17 protein-coding genes are annotated in these 21,782 nt (G+C 64.4%); 6 read left to right on the top strand and 11 right to left on the bottom strand.

The genetic code is table 11. The features are described from left to right. Positions 1-54: 54 nt before the first annotated feature. From OC450_RS06905 to OC450_RS06895, 3 genes are read left to right on the top strand one after another with little or no spacing between them, the layout of a single operon-like run. A complete protein-coding gene (locus OC450_RS06905; RefSeq protein ID WP_211382608.1) occupies positions 55-1,380 on the top strand; it encodes an ABC transporter substrate-binding protein in 1,326 nt (441 codons plus the stop codon). Beyond that, the gene (locus tag OC450_RS06900; RefSeq protein ID WP_262047516.1) at positions 1,377-2,315 is read left to right on the top strand and encodes a carbohydrate ABC transporter permease; all 939 of its coding nucleotides are present in this window, start codon (positions 1,377-1,379) and stop codon (positions 2,313-2,315) included. The genes OC450_RS06905 and OC450_RS06900 overlap by 4 nt, the downstream gene beginning before the upstream one ends. Beyond that, on the top strand, positions 2,312-3,166 hold the full coding sequence (locus OC450_RS06895; RefSeq protein ID WP_249128933.1) for a carbohydrate ABC transporter permease: 855 nt from the start codon (positions 2,312-2,314) through the stop codon (positions 3,164-3,166). The genes OC450_RS06900 and OC450_RS06895 overlap by 4 nt, the downstream gene beginning before the upstream one ends. 51 nt (positions 3,167-3,217) lie before the next feature. Here the strand turns inward: OC450_RS06895 and OC450_RS06890 are convergent, their stop codons facing one another. The 3 genes from OC450_RS06890 to OC450_RS06880 all read right to left on the bottom strand — a co-directional run bounded on the left by OC450_RS06890 (position 3,218) and on the right by OC450_RS06880 (position 6,776). Continuing rightward, positions 3,218-4,888: a regulator gene (locus OC450_RS06890; RefSeq protein ID WP_211382606.1), complete on the bottom strand. Its 1,671-nt coding sequence runs from the start codon at positions 4,886-4,888 to the stop codon at positions 3,218-3,220. Between the two features lie 10 nt (positions 4,889-4,898). Then, positions 4,899-5,603 carry a cysteine hydrolase family protein gene (locus tag OC450_RS06885; RefSeq protein ID WP_211382605.1) on the bottom strand — a complete coding sequence of 235 codons (705 nt, stop codon included), beginning with the start codon at positions 5,601-5,603 and terminating at the stop codon, positions 4,899-4,901. 204 nt (positions 5,604-5,807) lie between these two features. Further along, the gene (locus tag OC450_RS06880) at positions 5,808-6,776 is read right to left on the bottom strand and encodes a hypothetical protein (RefSeq protein ID WP_211382604.1); all 969 of its coding nucleotides are present in this window, start codon (positions 6,774-6,776) and stop codon (positions 5,808-5,810) included. Positions 6,777-6,938: 162 nt separating this feature from the next. On the opposite strand from OC450_RS06880, the gene OC450_RS06875 reads away from it, so the two are divergent. Further along, positions 6,939-10,415: an indolepyruvate ferredoxin oxidoreductase family protein gene (locus OC450_RS06875; RefSeq protein WP_211382603.1), complete on the top strand. Its 3,477-nt coding sequence runs from the start codon at positions 6,939-6,941 to the stop codon at positions 10,413-10,415. Between the two features lie 126 nt (positions 10,416-10,541). On the opposite strand, the gene OC450_RS06870 is transcribed toward OC450_RS06875, so the two are convergent. The 4 genes from OC450_RS06870 to OC450_RS06855 form a co-directional block, all read right to left on the bottom strand. Beyond that, positions 10,542-12,272 (bottom strand): FAD-dependent oxidoreductase, encoded by a 1,731-nt coding sequence (locus OC450_RS06870; protein WP_211382602.1) that lies wholly within the window; start codon positions 12,270-12,272, stop codon positions 10,542-10,544. 59 nt (positions 12,273-12,331) lie between these two features. Beyond that, a complete protein-coding gene (locus OC450_RS06865; RefSeq protein ID WP_211382601.1) occupies positions 12,332-13,351 on the bottom strand; it encodes a S1C family serine protease in 1,020 nt (339 codons plus the stop codon). An 86-nt stretch (positions 13,352-13,437) separates the two neighbouring features. Next, on the bottom strand, positions 13,438-13,887 hold the full coding sequence (locus tag OC450_RS06860; RefSeq protein ID WP_262047515.1) for a hypothetical protein: 450 nt from the start codon (positions 13,885-13,887) through the stop codon (positions 13,438-13,440). Positions 13,888-14,082: 195 nt separating this feature from the next. Continuing rightward, the gene (locus tag OC450_RS06855; protein WP_211382599.1) at positions 14,083-15,681 is read right to left on the bottom strand and encodes a GMC family oxidoreductase; all 1,599 of its coding nucleotides are present in this window, start codon (positions 15,679-15,681) and stop codon (positions 14,083-14,085) included. 202 nt (positions 15,682-15,883) lie between these two features. Between OC450_RS06855 and OC450_RS06850 the strand changes: the two genes are divergently transcribed. After that, positions 15,884-16,672, top strand: a complete 789-nt coding sequence (locus OC450_RS06850; protein ID WP_262047514.1) for a thermonuclease family protein — start codon at positions 15,884-15,886, stop codon at positions 16,670-16,672. A gap of 214 nt (positions 16,673-16,886) precedes the next feature. On the opposite strand, the gene cyoD is transcribed toward OC450_RS06850, so the two are convergent. From cyoD to OC450_RS06830, 4 genes are read right to left on the bottom strand one after another with little or no spacing between them, the layout of a single operon-like run. Then, positions 16,887-17,276 carry a cytochrome o ubiquinol oxidase subunit IV gene (gene cyoD, locus OC450_RS06845; protein ID WP_211382597.1) on the bottom strand — a complete coding sequence of 130 codons (390 nt, stop codon included), beginning with the start codon at positions 17,274-17,276 and terminating at the stop codon, positions 16,887-16,889. Beyond that, positions 17,273-17,914, bottom strand: coding sequence for a cytochrome (ubi)quinol oxidase subunit III (locus OC450_RS06840; protein ID WP_211382596.1), 642 nt, complete (start codon positions 17,912-17,914; stop codon positions 17,273-17,275). The genes cyoD and OC450_RS06840 overlap by 4 nt, the downstream gene beginning before the upstream one ends. Next, positions 17,914-19,914, bottom strand: coding sequence for a cytochrome o ubiquinol oxidase subunit I (cyoB, locus tag OC450_RS06835; RefSeq protein WP_211383520.1), 2,001 nt, complete (start codon positions 19,912-19,914; stop codon positions 17,914-17,916). The genes OC450_RS06840 and cyoB overlap by 1 nt, the downstream gene beginning before the upstream one ends. Then, positions 19,904-20,737, bottom strand: coding sequence for a cytochrome ubiquinol oxidase subunit II (locus OC450_RS06830; RefSeq protein WP_211382595.1), 834 nt, complete (start codon positions 20,735-20,737; stop codon positions 19,904-19,906). Before OC450_RS06830 ends, cyoB begins: the two co-directional genes overlap by 11 nt. 229 nt (positions 20,738-20,966) lie before the next feature. Between OC450_RS06830 and OC450_RS06825 the strand changes: the two genes are divergently transcribed. Next, positions 20,967-21,779, top strand: a complete 813-nt coding sequence (locus OC450_RS06825; RefSeq protein WP_262047513.1) for an SDR family NAD(P)-dependent oxidoreductase — start codon at positions 20,967-20,969, stop codon at positions 21,777-21,779. The last annotated feature ends 3 nt before the right edge of the window (positions 21,780-21,782 follow it).

Genomic DNA, 21,782 nt, shown 5'->3' with positions numbered 1-21,782 from the left:
CGGCACGGTCGCTAGTATCCCTCCCAAAGAGAATGAACAAAGGGAGGATTTGAAGTGACCAACCACAACATATCACGTCGTACGCTCTTGAAGGGCACCGCGGCGGCGGGCGCACTCAGCCTGACCGGAATGCCGGCGCACGCCGAGGTCAATTGGAAGAAATACGCCGGGACCAAGCTGGAGGTCATCCTCGCCAAGGGCCCGCGCGGCGACAATCTGCAAAAGTACATCAAGGAATTTACCGAGCTCACCGGCATCCAGGTGGAATCCGAGCAGATTCCCGAGCAGCAGCAGCGCCAGAAGGTGGTGATCGAGCTGACCTCCGGCCGGCCGAGCTTCGACGTCATCCATCTCAGCTATCACGTGCAGAAGCGGCAGTTTGAAAAGGGCGGCTGGCTCGCCGACTTAACGCCCTACATGAAAGACCCGACGCTGACCGCGCCCGATCTCGTCGAGAGCGATTTCTCGGCCGCGGGCCTGCAATACGCCAAGAACGACAAGGGCCAGATGCTGTCGCTGCCCTGGTCGGTCGACTATTTCATCCTCTACTACAACAAGGAGCTGTTTCAGAAGAAGGGCGTCGCAATCCCCAAGACGCTCGACGAGATGGTTGCGGCCGCCGAGAAGCTCACGGATACCAAGGAAGGCACCTACGGCTTCGTCGGACGCGGCCTGCGCAACGCCAACATGACGTTGTGGACCAACTTCTTCCTCGACTATGGCGGCGAATTCCTCGACGCCAAGGGCAACATCCTGACCGACGGTCCGGAAGCGATTGCGGCAACGAAGCTCTATCAGACGCTGCTGACGAAAGTCGCTCCGCCCGGCGTGGCCGGCTTCAACTGGATGGAGTCGATGGCCTCGTTCACGCAAGGACGCTCGGCGATGTGGATCGACGGCGTCGGCTGGGCGCCGCCGCTGGAGGATCCGGCCGCCTCGCGCGTCGTCGGCAAGGTCGGATATACCGTCGTCCCGGCCGGACCGAAGGGACAATATTCGGCCACTTATGGCGACGGCCTCGGCATTGCGGCGGCGAGCAAGAACAAGGAAGCCGCCTATCTGCTCTGCCAGTGGGCGGTCTCGAAGCAGCAGGGCGCGCGGCTGTTGCAAGCCGGCGGCGGCGTGCCGTTCCGCAACTCGATCCTTGGCGATCCCGCAGTCCAGCAGGGCGTGAAAATGCCCAAGGAATGGCTGCAATCGGTGATCGATTCTGCCAAGATCAGCAAGCTCGGCCTGCCTGTCGTGATTCCGGTCGCCGAATTCCGCGATCTCGTCGGTGCTGCCATCACCGCGACACTGGCCGGCGCCGATCCTGCGACCGAGCTGAAGAAGGCGCACGAGCAGTACCGGCCGATCCTGGAGCGTAGCGAAAAGGCGTGAGCGCATTGACACAATCGGCTCCGGCCGCGGCACAGTCTGATGCCGCGCCGGAGAAGGAGTTGCGGCCGCCGTCCTACTGGCCGTTCGTGGTACCGGCGCTGGTCGTCGTGCTCACCATCATTATATTCCCGTGGGTCTTCACGATCTGGATGAGCCTGAACGAGTGGAAGGTCGGCTCGCCCACCACCTTCGTTGGACTCTCCAACTATCTGCGGCTGACGAGCGATCCGCGCTTCCTCGAGGCGGTGGGCCACACCATGGTTTACACCGTCCTGTCGGTGTTGCTGCCCCTGATCCTCGGCACGCTTGCCGCCGTGGTGTTTCACCAGAAATTCGCCGGCCGCGGCTTCCTGCGCGGCATCTTCATCATGCCGATGATGGCAACGCCCGTCGCGATCGCGCTGGTCTGGACCATGATGTTCCATCCCCAGCTCGGCATCCTGAATTACCTGCTGTCGCTGGTCGGACTCCCCGCACAGCTCTGGGTCTTCCACCCTGCAACCGTGATTCCCTCACTCGTGCTGGTCGAGACCTGGCAGTGGACGCCGCTGGTCATGCTGATCGTGCTCGGCGGCCTCGCCGCAATTCCGACCGAGCCCTATGAGAGCGCGCAGATCGACGGCGCCAGCTTCTGGCAGGTGTTTCGTTTCATCACGTTGCCGCTGATCATGCCGTTCCTGTTCATCGCCGGCATGATCCGCATGATCGACGCGGTGAAAAGCTTCGATATCATCTTCGCGATCACGCAAGGAGGGCCGGGCTCGGCCTCGGAGACGATCAACATCTACCTCTACAGCGTCGCTTTCACTTATTATGACCTCGGCTACGGCTCGGCGATCGCGGTCGTGTTCTTCCTGCTGATTGTCCTGCTTGCGGCGGTGATGCTGTACGCCCGTCAGCGCATGCTGTGGACCGAGATCTCGAGCGGCGCATGAACCCAAGCCAGACCAATCTACGACAGATCAACCTGCGCCAGGTCATGGGCAGGATCGGCCTCTGGCTCTCGGTGTTCGTCATCGTGTCGCCGGCGATCCTGTTCTTCCTCTGGATGGCGTCGCTCTCGCTCAAATTCGAGGTCGACAATGCCGCCTACCCGCCGGTGTTCTTCCCGGAGCGCATCGCCTGGAAGAACTATGCCGACGTGCTGGCGTCCAACCGTTTCCTGACCTATTTCGTCAACAGCCTGATCGTGACCGGCAGCGCGACCGCGCTGGCTCTGCTGGTCGGCGTCCCCGCCGGCTACGGCATCGCGCGCATGGCCGCGCACAAATCCGCGATCGTGATCCTCATCGCCCGCATTACGCCCGGCCTGTCCTACCTGATTCCGCTGTTCCTGCTGTTTCAATGGCTGGGATTGCTCGGCACGCTGGTGCCGCAGATCATCATCCACCTCGTCGTGACGGTCCCGATCGTGATCTGGATCATGATCGGCTATTTCGAGACGACGCCGATGGAACTGGAGGAAGCCGCCCTCATCGACGGTGCCACGCGCTGGCAGGTGTTTCGCCATGTCGCGCTGCCGATCGCAAAGCCCGGCATCGCGGTCGCCTTCATCCTGGCCGTGATCTTCTCCTGGAACAACTTCGTGTTCGGCATCGTGCTGGCCGGGCGCGAGACGCGCACCCTGCCCGTCGCGGTCTACAACATGATCTCGTTCGACCAGCTGAGCTGGGGGCCGCTGGCGGCTGCGGCGCTGATCGTCACCCTGCCGGTGCTGCTGCTGACGGTATTTGCCCAGCGCCAGATCGTTGCCGGGCTCACGGCTGGAGCTGTGAAGGGCGGCTGAAATGAAACGGCCGGGCGTTACATGTCGCTCGGCCGCGTCGTTTTTGCCTGCCTACTCCGCCGGTGCCGCGTGCATCTCCGGATGCGCAACGTAGGGCTCGCTGGCGCCGAGCCTGCTGGCCGCGAACAGACCGGCGGCCATCACCGCGTAGGCGAACGCCACGGCCGGCGTCACGCCAAAGCCGCCACCGATGCCGACGGCTTCGCCGTGCATGAAGCCAAAGTAGGTGAGAACCGCACCAACCAGCGCAAACGCCGAAGCCTTCTCGAAATCGCGCTCGATGATGAAGACGCCGATCGCACCCAGGATGAGGCCGCCGAGAATGGAGCCTCCGCCCATCACCTCTAACCCGTGATAGAACACGCCCTGCTGCGGCAGCGCGGCGATCGCAGCCAGCTTGACCGCGTCGGCCTTGTCGGCGGCCATGCCGCCGACGGTCGCCGCCGCATTCATGGTCGAGCCCAGCATCGTGTCGATCTGGAGCTTGGCCCAGGCGGCCAGATGCGGCGTCAGCGCCAGCACGATCGCGGGCGCATGCTTGACCGGCGTGGTCTGGAACGCCTGCGCGCCGATCAGCATGCCGATATAGAGCAGGATCGGCGAGATCGCGACCACCGGCACCAGCGCCAGCAGCACCGAGATGATGCCGAACCAGGCCAGCACGACCACCATGATGCCGGTCGCAGCCGAATAGCCGATGCGGCCGCCCATCGCCTTCCAGCCGGGATGGCCGATATAGACCGCGTTGATGAAGGGGTTGCCCATCAGGCAGCCGATCAGGCTGACGATTCCGTCGGCAGTGAGCACGCGCGTGGTCGGATATTCGTCGCCGGCGGCTTCCGCGCTCTCGACATTGTCCATGGCCTCGACGAGGTCGTAGATGCCGAACGGAATGGCCGTGACCAGGATGACGCCGAGGAATTCGAAGCCGGAGAACACGTGGCCCACCGCCGGGATCGGCACCGAGAAGCCGAAATTGGCAAAAGCTGCGCCGACGCCGGCGATGCTCAATCCGCCGAGACCGAGGCCGAACAGGTTCGAGCCCCAGGCGATGATCATGCCGACCGCGATGGCGACGAGGCCCGCCGGAATGCCGCGCCAATATTTCACGCCGCCGAACCAGCTCACCAGAATGATGGCGAAGCAGACCAGACCGATCTGCGGCGTCATGTACATCTCCAGCGCCGGGCGCATCGAGATGAAGGTGACGGAGACGCCGGCGAGCGTGCCGAGCAGCGCCGCGCGCGGCGTGATCTTTCGGATGAACGGCGCGATGAAGCCGCCGATCATCAGGATAAAGCTCTGGAAGAACACCCAGACGAGGCCGGCGGACCAGCCCTTCAGCGGATCGCCGGTCTTGAGCGTGATCGGCAGCATGATCACGAAGGTGACGATGAACATGTGCGGCACGCTGACGCCCGAGGGCAGCGCGCAGACGTCGTTGCGGCCGGTCTTCTGCGCGAGACGATAAGCGAGAAAGGCATAATAGAAGGTGGAGAGGCACATCATCAGCCCGAGCGCGGGCAGGATGCGGCCGAACACCAGACTGTCCGGCATCTTCAACACAAAGCGCAACAGGCCCGTGAGCACCAGCATGTTGACGAGGATGTTGGTACCGAAGCCGAAAAACGCGTTCCAGTCGCCCGGTGTCCAAAGTGCCGGCTTGAACTCGGACTTGCTCAGATCAGATTTGCCTGCCGTCCCCGTCATACCTGTGCTCATGGTGATGCCCCTAAGCTGAAATGTCCGAAGTCTTCATCGCCTCCAGTACCGCAGCTGAGCTCGCGACCCAGCCGAAGATGCCGCCCTGGGCCTTGATCATCTTCAGGCCCATTTCGTGAAACTCGGGAAAGTAGGATGCGCAGCCGTCCGAGATGACGACGCAGCGGTAGCCGCGGTCATTGGCCTCGCGCACGGTGGTGTTGACGCACACTTCCGTTGTGACGCCGCACACCAGCAAATTCTCGATACCGTATTTCTCCAGCACGTCCGTCAGCTCGGTGGCGTAGAACGCACCCTTGCCGGGCTTGTCGATCACGACCTCGCTGTCGAGCGGATAAAGCTCCGGGATGATGTCGTGGCCGGCCTCGCCGCGAATGAGGATGCGGCCCATCGGGCCGGGATCGCCGATGCGCAGGGACGGCGCACCGCGCTCGACTTTCGCCGGCGGCGCGTCCGACAGATCGGGCAGATGGCCCTCGCGGGTGTGGATCACCAGCATGCCGGCGTCGCGCGCCGCCTTCAGCACGGCACCGATCGGCTTGACCGCGCGCGCGAGCTGGCTGACGTCGTTGCCGAGCGTCTCGCCGAAGCCGCCGGGCTCCATGAAGTCGCGCTGCATGTCGATGATGAGAAGCGCGGTGGCGGGCCAGTCGAGCTTGATCGGCTCGGGCTCGGCGCTGATGACGCCCAGTGTCGGCTTGGCTGAGTTCAACATGACGCAGGCCCCGCGAGAACTCTCTTTGCCAGGAGTTCTGCAAGCGCCATGCCATTGTGTACAATAGCTGGGGAGCGAAATCTCCGAAGAAATTCGCTGTGCTGTCAGGAAGTTAGAAGGAGAACTACCGGCTGCTTATTCCCTGTGCGACGGCTTAGCGACGTGCAATTGCTCAAAGGATGAGCGGCGGTGGCGCTCGCTTTCCTAGCGGGCAGTACTTCCGTACAGGCGCCGATGCTCGTCCTCATAGGGTGCATACGAATCCTTCAGCGTCGCCATGTTGAGCAGCATGGTCGCCACCACCGTGCCCGCCTTGTCGAACACGCGCGTCCTCATCCAGGCGCTCTCGGTGCGTCGACTGCCGGACAGCGCGACCACCTCGCGCTCGACCTCGTATTCTTCGTCGACGAAGAGCGGCCCCTTGATGAGCCTGATCTCCTGATCCGCAAACAGGCCGACCGCCGGACCCTTGGCCGGGAGCGGATCCTCCTTGGAGCGGTACTGGAACAGCACGCTCAGCATCTCCATCGGGATGATGGCCTTGCGCCAAGGATTCGAAGAAGAATCGTTGGCGCTCGAATAGTATGGCGAGGCCTCGGTGATGACGGCGAGCTTCTGCTGCAGCGAGAATGGATAGAGATCGCCCATGGTCTGGTCGAACGCCATCCGCACCGCCCGCCGCTTGCTCGTTTGCGCCACCTTCACGTCGCGAAGGATCACGGGATCGGCGAGCGGCTTGAGTTCGGCCAGACGCGTCTCGAGGGCGGTCGGCACTGACGGATCACCGAGCGAGGCGGTGCCGCGCAGCACTTCGGTGCCGTCACGCTTGACCATCTGGATTTGACACTGGCTTGTGCCGGGCAGCGGCTTCGACAGGATCGCCTGCACCTCCTCGCCTTCGTAGCAGACGCTGCGATAGTGCGCGGAGAGGCAACCGCTCTCGAACCAGGCGCGTCCCCACAGGCGCTCGCCGAGCGGCGCGAACTGGCTGAAATGCGTCGGCCCCTCGATGGTGCCGCCCTTGAAGCCGAGCTTTTGCGCAGTCGCATCGTCATGGATGGACGCGTGCGCGTCGTAAGTTTGCGCCTGCAGCATCTGACGCGGCTGGCGCCACGGTCCGATCAGCGCCTCGGCCGTCTCTGTGATTTCGGTGTCGAATGCGTTTGCAGCCATGGTGCTCTCCACTGGAAGCCATGACTAGCAGGAGCGCCACGGATGCGGCCAGCGATATTGACTTCGCTGGCCCATGCTCTTGACTGTCACAATTCGCGTCGCGCAGCCGCTCCCCCTCCCGCAGCGCAACCCCACGCCGAACAAGAGACGAGGACTTCCGAAATGACGCTGTTGCAAGTCGAGCTGGACGATAAATACCGGCTCGAATCGAAGCGGATCTTCCTGTCCGGCACTCAGGCCCTGGTCCGCCTGCCCATGTTGCAGCGCGAACGCGACCGGCTCCAGGGCCTCAACACCGGTGGCTTCATCTCCGGCTACCGCGGTTCCCCGCTCGGCATGTACGACCATGCGCTGTGGCGCGCGAAGGAACACCTCCAGCAGCACGACATCGCCTTTGTCCCCGGCCTCAACGAGGACCTCGCGGCCACCGCCGTTTGGGGCAGCCAGCAGGTCGGCCTGTTTCCCGGCGCCAAGGTCGATGGCGTGTTCGGCATCTGGTACGGCAAGGGTCCCGGCGTCGACCGCTCGGTTGATGCGCTCAAGCACGCCAACGCAGCCGGCACCTCGCTGAACGGCGGCGTGCTGGCGCTGGCCGGCGACGACCACGGCTGCCAGTCCTCGACGCTGGCGCATCAGAGCGAACAGGTGTTCGCGGCGGCGCTGATCCCGGTGATCAATCCCGCGACGCTGCAGGACTATCTCGATCTCGGCCTCTATGGCTTTGCGCTGTCGCGCTTCTCCGGCTGCTGGGTCGGCTTCAAGGCGATCAGCGAGACCGTCGAAAGCTCGGCCTCCATCTACAGCGATCCCGAGCGGATCCAGATCAAGCTCCCCGACGATTTCGAGATGCCGCCCGGCGGGCTCAATATCCGCTGGCCCGATCCGCCGCTGGATGCGGAGAAGCGCCTGTTCGGCCCGAAGATGGCCGCGGTGCAGGCCTTTGCCCGCGCCAACCAGCTCGACCGCATCGTACTCGATTCAAAGCCGGCGCGGCTCGGCATCGTCGCGACCGGCAAGGCCTATCTCGATCTGCGCCAGGCGCTCGCCGACCTCGGTATTACCGACAAGGATGCGCAGGATCTCGGCTTGCGCATCTACAAGGTCGCGATGACCTGGCCGCTGGAAGAAAGCGGCGCCAAGCGCTTCGCGGAAGGTCTTCAGGACGTGCTGGTTGTCGAGGAGAAGCGCGGCTTCATCGAAGACCAGCTGATGCGCATCCTCTACAATATCGATGCGTCCAGGCGCCCGACCGTCACGGGAAAACGCGACGAACGTGGCGCGCCGCTGCTGCCGAGCGAAGGCGAGCTGACGCCGACCATCGTCGCGTCCGCACTCCTGGCGCGGCTGCGAAAGCTCGGTCATCACAGCCCGTTGCTGGAGCAGCGGCTGGCGCGGCTCGAGGCGTTCGACAATCCTGTTCCGGCCGCTGCGCAAATCAAGCTGGCGCGCACGCCGTTCTTCTGCTCGGGCTGCCCGCACAACACATCGACGCGCGTACCAGAAGGCAGCCGCGCCATGGCTGGCATCGGCTGCCACGGCATGGCCCTGAGCATGCCGACCCGCCGCACTGATCTGATCTCACATATGGGCGCCGAGGGCGTGAACTGGATCGGCCAGTCACCCTTCACCACCGAGCAGCACATCTTCCAGAATCTCGGCGACGGTACCTACACCCACTCCGGCCTGCTGGCGCTGCGCGCCGCCTCCGCCGCAGGCATCAACATCACCTACAAGATTCTCTATAACGACGCCGTCGCGATGACCGGCGGCCAGCCCGCTGAAGGCGCCTTCAACGTCGCCCAGATCGCGCACCAAGTCTGGGCAGAGGGAGTGAAGCGTCTGGCGATCGTCTCCGACGATCCCAGCAAATACCCTGACGGCAACTACTTCCCGCAAGGCGCGACCATCCATCACCGCCGCGAGCTCGATGCCGTGCAGCGCGAGCTGCGCGACATCAAGGGCCTCACGGTCGTCGTCTACGACCAGACCTGCGCCGCGGAAAAGCGCCGCCGCCGCAAGCGCGGCCTCTATCCCGATCCCGCCAAGCGCGCCTTCATCAACGAGCTGGTCTGCGAAGGCTGCGGCGATTGCTCGCAGGCCTCCAACTGCGTCTCGGTGCAACCTCTGGAGACCGAGTTCGGCCGCAAGCGCCAGATCGACCAGTCGAACTGCAACAAGGACTTTTCCTGCGTCGAGGGATTTTGTCCGAGTTTTGTCACCGTGCATGGCGGCAGCCTGAAGCGCATGAAGACGTCGGCGGTCGATTCCGGACAGTTGTTCGCCGATTTGCCGCTGCCGCCTGCCCGCGAGCTGGAGGTGCCGTACAACATCCTCGTCACCGGCATCGGCGGCACCGGTGTCATCACCATCGGAGCTCTGCTCGGCATGGCCGCCCATGTCGACGGCCGCGGCTGCTCGGCGCTGGATTTCACCGGCCTGTCACAGAAGAACGGCGCGGTGATGAGCCATGTCCGCATCGCGCAGAAGCCGGAGGATATTTCCGCAGTCCGTATCACAACCGGCGGCGCCGACGTCATCCTCGGCTGCGACATGATCGTCTCGGCAGGTCCCTCCGCGCTCAGCCGCGCCGAGCGTGGCGTGACCAAGGCCTATATCAATGCCGACCTGCAGCCGACCGCGAGCTTCGTGCAAAATCCCGATCTCGATTTCGAGATGGGCACGATGCAGACCGTGCTGCGCGACGCGATCGGCGAGAAGAACCTCGACATCATCGACGCCACAGGCATTGCCTCCGCATTGATGGGCGACAGCATCGCGACCAACCCCTTCATGCTCGGCTTCGCCTTCCAGAAGGGGGCGATCCCGCTGTCGCTGGAGGCTCTGCTCCGCGCCATCGAGATCAACGGCGCCGCAATCGAGATGAACAAGCTCGCCTTCACCTGGGGGCGCCTCGCCGCCCACGACATGTCGCGGGTGCGCAGCGTGCTGCAGTTCAAGAGCCGGGCATCCGCGCCGACGAAGTCGCTCGACGACATCATCGCGACCCGCGCGGAGTTTTTGACCGGCTATCAGGACAAGGCGTACGCCGACCGCTACCTCGCGGCCGTTGCCCAGGTGCGGAAGGCGGAGAATGCGGCCTCGCCGGCATCCACGGAGCTGACCGAAGCCGTGGCGAAGAACCTCTTCAAGCTGATGTCCTACAAGGACGAGTACGAGGTCGCGCGGCTCTACACGGACGGCAGCTTTGCCACGAAGGTGTCCGAAAGATTCGACGGCGATTTCACGCTGAAATACCATCTCGCCCCGCCGATCTTCGCGCAGCGCGACAAGACGACCGGTCATCTCCAGAAACAGGAGTTTGGTGGCTGGATGATCCACGCTTTCCGCGTGCTCGCCAAGCTGAAGTTTTTGCGCGGAGGAGCATTCGATCCGTTCGGCCGAACCGAGGAGCGGCGGACCGAGCGGAAGCTGGTCGAGGACTATCATGCGATGATCGATCAGCGGATCGCCGGGCTGAATGCCGCACAGATCCCGTTGCTGACGAGGCTCGCGCGCGTGCCGGAGACCATCCGTGGCTTCGGCCACGTCAAGGAAGCCAACATCAAGCTGGCCGCCGCCGAGAAGGCGCGGCTGGAGGCGGAGCTGGAGAACAGCCGCTTTGCAGCGGCGGCGGAGTAGCGGTGAGAGGGCGGGCTCTCTCCCCGCGTCATTGCGAGGAGCCCTTGCGACGAAGCAATCCAGAATCTTTCCGCTGAGACAGTCTGGATTGCTTCGCTACGCTCGCAATGACCGTGATCGTGGAGACTACAACTCGACAGATGCCCTCGCTGCACTCGACGCTGTGGTCGTCCCCTCCGCCAGATGCCGCCCCGCAATGTACCCGAACGTCAGCGCCGGCCCGAGCGTGATCCCCGGCCCCGGATAATTGCCGTTCATGATCGAGCCCATGTCGTTGCCGCAGGCATAGAGCCCCGCGACCCGCGTACCGTCCTCGCGCAGCACGCGTCCTTGCGCATCCACCTTCATGCCGATCGCGGTGCCGAGGTCCGCCGGATAGATGCGCATGGCAAAGAACGGCGCGCGGAGGATCGGCGCGACGCAAGGATTCGGCCTGTGTGCAGCATCGCCGAGATGGCGCTGGTAGATCGTGCTGCCACGGCCGAATTCGGGATCGCGGCCCTCCTTCGCACCGATGTTGTAACTTGCGACCGTCGCCGAGAGCGTGGACGGCTTGACGCCGATCTTCTCTGCGAGCTGCGCGATGTCGGGCGCCTCGATCAACTCACGGCTTGCCACATAGCGCCGGACACCACGCGTTAAAGGCTTGATACGGCCGAGGCCATATGCCCACAGGAATTGGCGATCGCAGATCAGGTAGAACGGCCGGTCCGGCTCGCCATTGCCGTCGCGGAGCATCGCGAGCACGAACTCGTGGTAAGACAGCGCCTCGTTGACGAAGCGGCGGCCCGCGGCATTGACCGCGATCACGCCGGGCTTGGCGCGGTCCGTCACGGTATGCGGGAAGATGCCACGGCTGCCATCGGGACGCCGGAACAGCGAGGCCGGCACCCAATAGGCCGGGCTGGTCGCATCCGTGTTGAGCGCGGCGCCGGCGGCCGCCGCGAGCCGAATCCCGTCGCCGGTTCCGGCCGTGTTCGTCGCCGAGACCAAGCCCGCCGCAGACGGAAAGAACCGCTTGCGCAGGACGGCATCATGAGAAAAGCCGCCGGTCGCGAGCACCACCCCGCGACGCGCGGCAATCAGGCGGTCACGCGAGCCATGTCGGATGACTACGCCGCTGACGCGATCGCCCTGCATCGATATGTCCGCGACATCCGCACTGAAGAGCACCTCGACCTGCCGCGCCAATAGCGAAGCATAGAGCCGCGCAGCGAGCGCGTTGCCGAGATGCAGCGTCGTGCCGCGCGGGCTTCGCAGCCGTTGCAACGCGTATTCGGAGACCAGCCGCGCCGCGCGCAGGGTCGAACGCAGCGACTTTCCGACCCGGCGCAAATGCGGGATGTCGAGACGATTGACCATCATCCCGCCGAACAGCGTGAACTCCGGCAGCGGTGCGCGCAGCCGCGCAAAACCTGCACCCAGCCGCGTGCCGTCGAAGGCGACCGGCTCCAGCACACGCCCGCCTGGCATCGCGCCCAGCCGCTCCGGATAATAGTCCGGATAGGCCTTCACAGGCTGGAGGCGGACGTCCGTGTTGGCTTCGAGATAGGCCACCGCCTCCGGCCCGCGCGCAAGGAAGGCGGCGCGCAAGCCGGCATTGGCGGGCTCGGGGACCGTGCTCGAAAGATACTGGACGGCGTCCGTGACGCTGTCGGAAAGCCCGACCTCTTTCATTTTGGGATTGGCGGGAATCCAGACCATGCCGCCGGACCACGCGGTGGTGCCGCCGACGAACGCGGTCTTCTCGATCACCAGCACACGCAAGCCTTCGGCGGCGGCGACCGCTGCGGCCGTCATGCCGCCCGCACCGGCGCCGACCACAATGACGTCATAAGTCTCTTGCGCCGGCATCATGCGGCCAGTTTCCAGGGGCGAGGCATGACACCGTCATACCTCGCCCGGTGGCACCAATACTAGCGCGCCGGCTTTCGCTCGATCGGGTCGATATCGACCGCCCGCAGGCGGCCGAGCCGCAGCACGTCCATGACCAGCCGCCGGCCGATCCGGTCGCGATCGAGCACGCGGATCAGGTCATCGACGCCGTTGATCTCGGCACCATCGAGCTTGATGACGACGTCACCGGGCAACAGGCCCGCCTTCGCCGCCGGCCCGCCCGGCTCGATCTGCGCGAGCAGCGCGCCCATCTTGTTCTCGACACCGGCCAGCACCGCGTGCCGCCGCGGGATCGGCGCGGTCTGCCCGGCGACGCCGATATGGGCGCGGCGTACGTAGCCGTGGCGGATGATCTCCGACAGCACGAATTGCGCCGTGTTGCTGGCGACCGCGAAACAGATGCCTTGCGCGCCATTGATGATGGCAGTGTTGATGCCGATCACCTCGGCATTCGACGATACCAGCGGACCGCCGGAATTGCCCGGGTTGAGTGCGGCATCGGTCTGGATCACGTCCTCGATGGTACGTCCGCTGACCGAGCGGATCGAGCGCCCGAGCGCCGAAACCACGCCGGCGGTCACGGTCGATTCGAAGCCGAGCGGATTGCCGATCGCGATCACGAGCTGGCCGCGCTTCAGGCTCTGGGAGTTGCCGAGCGCGGCATAGGGCAAGTCGCGCACGCCGCTGGCACGCAGCAGTGCAAGGTCCGTGTCAGGGTCGACGCCCAGCACCCGGGCGTCGCCGACATGACCCTCGACATCGCGCAGCCGGATCTCCTTGGAAGAGCCGACCACATGGCTGTTGGTGAGGACGAGCCCGTCCGGCGAGATCACGATGCCGGAGCCGAGCCCGCCGCGCTCGCGGCCGTTCGGGACCTTTGGCCCGGTCTCGACCCGCACGACCGCAGGGCCGACGCGGTCGGTCACGTCGATCACGGCATTGGAATAGGCGTCCAGCAGGGCCCGGTCGTCGATCGGGGCAGACGCTGTCGTTCGCGATGACGAGGCGTCATCGACGATATCCGAGGTGAAATCCAGCATGGCAAGAGTCCTTGAGGCTCACACAGATGGTGGCCTATCTCCTCTCGCGCAAGTGACCCGCCTGGGGCGCAAGCCTGGACTGTTGGTTAGGGCGCCCGTCGCAGGGTGCCGGCTTTGGCCTTGACCGGATCGAGCAGCGACCAGTCACCGTCCGGAAGCACATAGCCCTTGGGGAACGGCGCGCGCAGCTCCAGCCCAAGCGAGCGCAGCACCCGGTCGTCCCGGTAATAGCATTGCAGCACCACCCGCACGAGAGTTGCGGCAGCCGCACCGCCGTGCTTGCGAAACTCCTGCGCCACCGCATCGCGCCTCTCGGCATCGAGCTCAGCGAGCGGCTGGTCCGCGAGCCGCGCCAGATGGTCCAGCGCCGCCGTCACCAATCCGGTGTCGCGGCCGAGCGTCGCCAGCATGTCGGCCTGGATCGCCGGATCGTCGGCGCCGGGCACCTTGTACTCGTCGCTGGCGGGAACGATCATCGCGGCGATGGTGCGGAGGTCGTCGCGTTGCCGCGAAGAGAGGGAGAGTTGATCAGGCATTGTGTCCTCTTCCAAAATTCGCGCCGCATCGAAGGTGTACTCCCTCCCCCGCCTGCGGGGGAGGGTCGGGGAGATGGTGCCTTCGCAAGGAGATTCTCCCAGAGGAGAGAGCCCTCACCCGGCGCTTCACGCCGACCTCTCCCGCAAGCGGGAGAGGTGCAGCGAAGTCGCGGCTCGCTTCGATCCACATCACAATCAATCGAACAGGTTTGCGAGGCGCTGCTTCATCTGGTCGGCGATGTAGAGCGCGAGGGCCTGGATGGTGGAGGTCGGGTTGACGCCGCCCGAGGTGACGAAGATGCTGCCGTCGATGATGAAGAGATTTTTCACGTCATGCGTGCGGCCCCATTCGTTGACGACGGAGCGCTCCGGATCGGTGCCCATCCGCGCGGTGCCGAGCAGATGCCAGCCGCCCCAGGGGATCGGTGAATTGACGCAGATGTCGGTCGCCCCTGCCGTCTCGAGAATTTCCCGGCCGCGCGCCAGCGCATGGTCCATCATCTTCCGGCTGTTCTCGCTGATGGTGTAGTCGATCTTCGGCGCGGGAATGCCGTGGCTGTCCTTCAACACCGGATCGAGCGTGACCTGGTTGTGCTCCTCCGGCAGGTCCTCGCAGATCGCGGAAAACCCGAGCCGATGGCCATTGAGCTTGCGGAATACGCGGTGATGATCGGCGCCCCAGGGCAGAATGCCCTTCTGCTCGCTGACGACGGCTTCGAACACCGGGCCGGCACCGCGCACGAACTGCACGCCGTAGCCGCGCACGAAGCCACGCGAGAGATCCGTGTCGTACCACTCCTTGCTCCACAGGCAGGTCGGCGGCGCGCGGTTACTGTCGGTCGGCTCCTTCACATAGCCGTAGATCTGCGCATAGGGATGGAACATCAGGTTCTTGCCGACCAGGCCGGACGAATTGGCAAGACCGTTCGGAAAGCGGCTGGATGCCGAGTTCAGCAGCAGCCGCGGCGTGCCGACGCCGTTGCAGGCGATGATGACGACATGCGCCGGCTGGAACTGCTCGACGCCGTCATTATCGTAGTAGACCACGCCCGAGGCCATGCCGTTCTCGTCGGTGGTGATCTCGCGCACCCGGCAATGGGTGCGCAGCTCGACGCCGGCGCGGACCGCGTGCGGCCAATAGGTGATGTCGGTGGAGGATTTGGCGCCTTGCGCGCAGGCCGGCGTGCAATGGCCGAGATTGATGCAGCGCGCCCGGCCATCATAGTCCATGGTCGCGACCGTCGTATCCGACGGCCACCAGTGCCAGCCGAGCTTGTTCATGGCCTTGCCGATGATCGCGCCGGACAATCCAAGCGGCTGTTGCGGCATCGGCGGATGCGTCAGCGGCGAGAGCGGGTCGCCCGACAGGCCTGACGTGCCCATCATGCGGTCGTTCTCCTCGAAGAACGGCGTCAGCGCGTCATAGTCGATCGGCCAGTCGTCGGCGACGCCGTCGAGCGTCTTGACCTTGAAATCGGAGGGATGCAGCCGCGGCCAATGCGCGGTGTACATCACCGTCGAGCCACCGACCGCGTTGTAGTTGACGACCTTGATCGGCGAATTGTCGTCGTTGATCGGGTAGTCCTCGGGCCGGCCGCGGACGTTTGGGCTCGACGACCACTCGCCATAGAACTTGGCCTCCCAGTCCCGGCCCGTGCTGGGATATTCCGCCGGGTTCATCCAGCCGCCCTGCTCCAGGCAAAGAATGTGCATCTTGGTCTCGGCCAGCGACCACGCCATCGCCGCGCCTGAAGCGCCGGCGCCGATGATCAGGACGTCCACGGGGTCTTTCATCGCAAATTTTTCCTCCCGCCCTCGCCGCTTTCCGGGCGATTCGGCCTGCACGGTCCTGCAAGGCCGGCGAACGATAGGATCAGAGCTACGGCTGAGTAAAGCCGCGAGGCCGGAATGTCGCACTTCGCAGGGCGCAGACCATTGGTATCGCCACATCCGGATGCTAGGAACAAGGCGAAAGAGCAATCGATAGCGAGACCGTATGTCCAGCGAGAATTCATTTGCCGCCGCCCGCGCTTTCGCGCTCGTTTTCTGTCTCGCTCTGTCCGGATTTCTGGGCACCTCCGGCCCCGCCTCCGCGCTGACCGCCGCCGCGACAGTCCGCGACGGCAACGCCATCCAGCTCGGCGACGTCACCTACCGCCTCGACGGCGTCGACGCGCCCGAGCTGGACCAGGTCTGCATCGACGATCATGCCGATTCCTGGACCTGCGGCATCGAGGCCCGCGACCAGCTCGCCAAACTGATCGACAAGCGATCCGTGCGTTGCGATGATGTCGGGCCGGAAAAGAGCTTCGGCAAGCGGCACCGCGCGATCTGCACGGCCGAGGGCGACAAGACCAGCTTGAACGAGCAGCTGGTCAAGCTCGGCTTTGCCGTGGCGCGTGAGCCGATCAAGGCCAACGTCAAGCCGGCCGCGACCGACGCCAGATCGGCCTCCGCCGGGATCTGGAAGGGCTGCTTTGTTGCACCGCAAGAATTCCGCACCGGCAAAAAGGACGGCACGCTCCTGGGTGCTGCCTGCCGCGCCGACCGCGACAAGGAAATCCGCGCGGTGCTGTTCCCGGAGGACCTGACGATGCCGCCGAGCTGCAGCATCAAGGGCAAGCTCGCGGTGCGCGCACGCGTCACCGGCAATATCGGCATCTATCATCTGCGGGGCTGTCCGAGCTACCCCGCGACCACCAAGCCGGACCGCTGGTTCTGTTCCGAGGACGACGCCCAGGCCGCCGGCTTCCGCAAGGCGTATAATTGCCGCCGGCCAAAGTGAACAAGGCGATCACGCAGCCGTGAGTGGTAGCCGGAGACAGTATTGATCCGGAATTGAACTCCGTCGCGAGTTGCTGCACTTATCAACGTGCGCACGCGCTTTGCGCGAGTGCTTCCTTGGCAGACGATCCTCATCGGGTTGTCTTTGCTCGGGCGTTTCCTCCCTAGACTTGGGCCGCTTGTCACAACAAGCGGCTCTTCTTTTTCGTACGCCGCTATCGGCGCATTTGCATGATCTGGTCCATCGGCGGCATGTTCTGGTTGAGGTGCGCCATGATCCAGACGGTTCCACCGACCACCAGAAACACGACCATCAGCCCGAAGGCGAGCGCCAGCACATTGTTGGTGTTGTCCGGACCCGTGGTGATGTGCAGGAAGAACACCAGATGCACGCCCATCTGCGCGATCGCCAGCACGATCAGCGCGACGGGGATCGAGGGCTGCCAGACCAGATCGGTGCCGGCGATGAAGAACGACGTCGCCGTGAGCAGCAGCGCAAGCGCAAGGCCGACGACGTAACCGAGGATCCTGGCCCCAACGCCGTGTTGCTCCTCATCGCCCGGTGCGAGGTCATGTTCGGCCTGCATATGCGTCTGATCGCTCATACGCCGCTCCCAAGCAAATAGACGACGGAGAAAACGCCGACCCAGATGATGTCGAGCGCGTGCCAGAACAGCGCAAAGCACATCATCCGCCGCAATATGTCGGCGCGAAAGCCTTTTGCGAACACCTGGGCCATCATGGTGAGCAGCCACAAGACGCCGGCCGAGACATGCAGGCCATGGCAGCCGACCAGCGAGAAGAACGCGGTCAGGAAGGCGCTGCGCGACGGACCATAGCCACGTGCGACGAGATCGGCGAATTCGCGGAACTCTATGACCAGGAAGATCAGGCCGAGCAAACACGTCACGGCCATGCCGAGGTAGAACCAGAAGCGGTTGCGGACGTCGGCCGCGATACCGGCCATGCCGCAGGTGAAGCTCGACAACAGCAGGCAGACCGTCTCGATCGCGACATTTCTCTGCTCGAAAATCTCCGAGCCCCTGGGGCCGCCGGCGGTCTGGTCGACCAGCACCGCATAGGCCGCGAAGAAGCAGGAGAACATCACGATGTCGGAGAGCAGGAAGACCCAGAAGCCATAGGCGGTGACGATGCGCTTCGGCGCCGGCCCCGGATGCTCGATGACGACGCCGATGTGATGGGGATCGGCGTGCGCACGGCCGGCGGTCGCGGTCATCGACATCAGACCGCCCCCGCCATGCTGACGAGGTTGCGCCGCTCCTCGATATTGACGCGGTCTATCGCTGCGACCTCCCCGGCCGGAATGACGTATTCGTCATGGTCGCGCCAGGCGAACACCACGAAGGTCGCGACCGCGCCGATACCGCCCAGGATCACCATCCACCAGATGTGCCAGATCAGGGCAAAGCCCATGATGGTGGCAAAGAAGGCGCAAACGAAACCGGTCGGCGAGTTCCTGGGCATCTCGATATCATGATACTCGGGCAGATCATGCTCGAGCGATTGCTGCTGGGCATGGGCCTTCATGTCCCAATAGGCGTCCTCACCACGGACGTCGGGATCGAAGGCGAAGTTGAACACCGGCGGCGGCGACGAGGTCGCCCATTCCAGCGAGCGACCGTCCCAAGGATCGCCGGTGCGGTCGCGCAGCGCCTCGCGATTGCGGATGCTGACGACGAGCTGCATGATCTGGCAGATCACCCCGATCGTCAACACGGCCATGCCGGCGGCCGCCACCAGCATCCAGGGCCGCCAGGCCGCGACATCGTAATGCTGCATGCGCCGCGTCATGCCGAGCATGCCGGCGACATAGAGCGGAACGAAGGTGACGTAGAAGCCGAGGAAGGTGAACCAGAAAGCCAGCTTGCCCCAGCGCTCGTCGAGGCGGAAGCCGAATGCCTTCGGAAACCAGTACTCGAAGCCGGCGAACGCGCCGAACAGCACGCCGCCGATGATGACGTTGTGGAAATGCGCCACCAGGAACATGCTGTTGTGGAGCATGAAGTCTGCCGGCGGCACCGCGACCAGAACGCCGGTCAATCCGCCGATGATGAAGGTGACCATGAAGCCGACCGCCCACAGCATCGGCGTCGCGAAGCGGATGCGACCGCCATACATCGTGAACAGCCAATTGTAGATCTTCACCCCCGTCGGCACCGCGATGATCATGCTGGCGATACCGAAGATGGCGTTGACGTCGGGCCCGGCCCCCATCGTGAAGAAATGATGCAGCCAGACCATGAAGGAGATGACGCAGATCGCCATGGTGGCGAGCACCATGGAGCGATAGCCGAACAGCGCCTTGCCGGAGAAGGTCGAGACTACCTCGGAGAAGATGCCGAAGGCCGGCAGCACCAGGATGTAGACCTCGGGATGCCCCCAGGCCCAGATCAGGTTCATGAACATCATGACGTTGCCGCCGGCCTCGTTGGTGAAGAAGTGGAAGCCGAGATAACGGTCGAGCAACAGCATCGCGAGCGTGGCGGTAAGGATCGGGAAGGCCGCGACGATCAGCAGATTCGAGGCCAGCGTGGTCCAGCAGAACATCGGCATGCGCAGATAGTTCATGCCCTTGGTGCGCAGCTTCAGCACCGTCGTGACCAGATTGATGCCGGCGACCAGCGTCCCGACGCCGGAGATCTGGAGCGACCAGGCGTAATAGTCGACGCCGACGCCCGGCGAGTAGGACAGTTCCGACAGCGGCGGAAACGCGAGCCAGCCGGTGCGCGCGAACTCGCCGATCACGAGCGAGAGATTGACCAGCAGTGCGCCGGTCGCGGTCAGCCAGAACCCGACGGAATTCAGCGTCGGGAATGCGACGTCGCGCACGCCCAATTGCAGCGGCACGATCAGGTTCATCAGCCCGATCACGAACGGCATCGCCACGAAGAAGATCATGATGGTGCCGTGGGCCGAAAAGATCTGATTGTAGTGCTCGGGCGGCAGATAGCCCTGCGACTGGTAGGCGACCGCCTGCTGGATCCGCATCATGATGGCGTCGCTGCCGCCGCGCAACAGCATCACCGAAGCCAGCAGGATATACATCACGCCGATGCGCTTGTGATCGACGCTGGTGATCCACTCGTGCCAGAGGTAGGGCAGATGTCCCTTCACCACGACCCAGCCCAGCACGCCGAGGATGGCGACCAACACCACCGCGCCCGCGATCAGCGGGATCGGCTGATCGAGCGGAATGGCCGACCAATCGAGCTTACCGAGCATCATGGGCTCCACTGTGCGATCGGCCCGCTTCGGATGCGAGCTCCGGCCCCGGCCCAGGCGGAATGTGCTGGGTCGCGATCAGGTCGAACAGGCGGGGATCGTCGAGGCGATAGGTCGGCCTGCCCTTTTCGATGCCCTGCTGCATCAGCTTCTTGTAGCTGTCCTCGTTCAGCACGGCATCGGTCTTCGCCGTGGTCGCGACCCAGTCGGGAAAGGACAGCGGCGAGATCACGTTGACGTCGAACATCATGTCCGGGAAGCCATCGCCGGAGAAATGCGCCGACAGGCCTTGCAGCTTGCCCTCATTGTCGGCGCGCAGGTTGAGCTTCGTCACCATGCCGTTCATGGTGTAGATCATGCTGCCGAGCTGCGGGATGAAGAGCGTGTTCATCACGCTCGACGATGTTAGCTGGAAATTCAGCTCCGCGCCGGCCGGCACCGTCAGCGTGTTGACCGTGGCGATACGCTGGTCCGGATAGATGAACAGCCATTTCCAGTCGAGCGAGACAGCCTGTATCCTCACCGGGCTGCCGGTGCCCGGCACGGGCGCCGCGGGATCGAGCCGATGCGAGCCGATCCAGGCAACACCGCCGAGCAGGATGACGGTGAGCGCGGGGATCGCCCACACCACCATCTCGACGCGCCCGGAATAGACGAAGTCGGGCTGGAATTTTGCTTTCGGATTCGAGGCGCGAAACCAGAATGCAAAGGCCAGGATCGCGAAAATGGTCGGCACCACGATCGCGAGCATGATGAAGACGGAATCGACCAGGATGGTGCTGTTGGCGGCAGCCACCGGCCCTTGTGGGTCGAGCAAATTCATCGGCGAGCCACTGGCGATTGGGAAACCCCGAGAGGAGCCTAACGCGGAAAAGCCCGCGCAACAAACGCGGTTGTGTGAAGAGGGTTCCGGACCATCGCGGCTCAACCGCCGGTCATCTCGCGGGGCGGCATGCAATTCCGTGCGATGTCAATGACATCTGCGCGGGACAGTTGGCCTTCTCACCTCGGCACTCCATTGCTAGTTTGCACGAAAAAAGGGATGGAACGAGATGCAGGGCCCTGAGGACGATGCCGGCCTCGCCGGCAAGGTGGCGCTGATCAGCGGCGGTGGCGCCGCGGGCGACGGCATCGGCAACGGCCGCGCTGCAGCAATGTTGCTGGCCCGCGCCGGCGCCAAGGTGCTGGTCGGCGACCGCGACCCCAAGCTCGCCCAAAGCACCGTCGAGATGATCACGGCGGAGGGCGGCACTGCTTCTGCCCATGGCGGCGACGTCACCAGTGAGGGCGATTGCAAGCAGCTGGTCGAAGCCGCGCTCGACCGCTGGGGCCGGCTCGATTTCCTCGACAACAATGTCGGCATCGGCAGCCGTGGCAGCGTGGTCGACGAGGCGCCCGAGCAATATCGCCGCGTCATGCAGGTCAATGTGGAGACCATGTTCCTGCTCTCGAAACACGCGATCCCCGCCATGATCAAGACCGCGCAGGGCGGCGCGATCGTCAACATCTCCTCGATCTCGGCGCTGCGGCCGCGCGGGCTCACGACCTACACGACGTCGAAGGCCGCGATCATCGGTCTCACCCGCGCGATGGCGGTCGATCACGGCCGCGACAACATTCGCGTCAATTGCATCTGCCCCGGACCAATGTACACACCGATGGTCTATGCCCGCGGCATGAGCGAGCAGGCCCGCGCCCAGCGGGCAAAGGCCTCCGTTCTGCAAACCGAAGGCACCGGCTGGGATGTCGGCCACGCCGTCAAGTTCCTGCTCAGCAATTTCGCGCGCTACATCACCGGCCAGGTGCTGGTTGTCGACGGCGGCGTGACGCTGCAAGCGCCAGAACGCGAGTCACAGGAACACTAGTAG

Origin of the sequence: Bradyrhizobium sp. Bra78, from assembly GCF_024519855.1 — a bacterium.
Lineage (GTDB): Bacteria > Pseudomonadota > Alphaproteobacteria > Rhizobiales > Xanthobacteraceae > Bradyrhizobium > Bradyrhizobium japonicum_G.
This window is presented reverse-complemented; position numbering and strand designations above follow the sequence as displayed.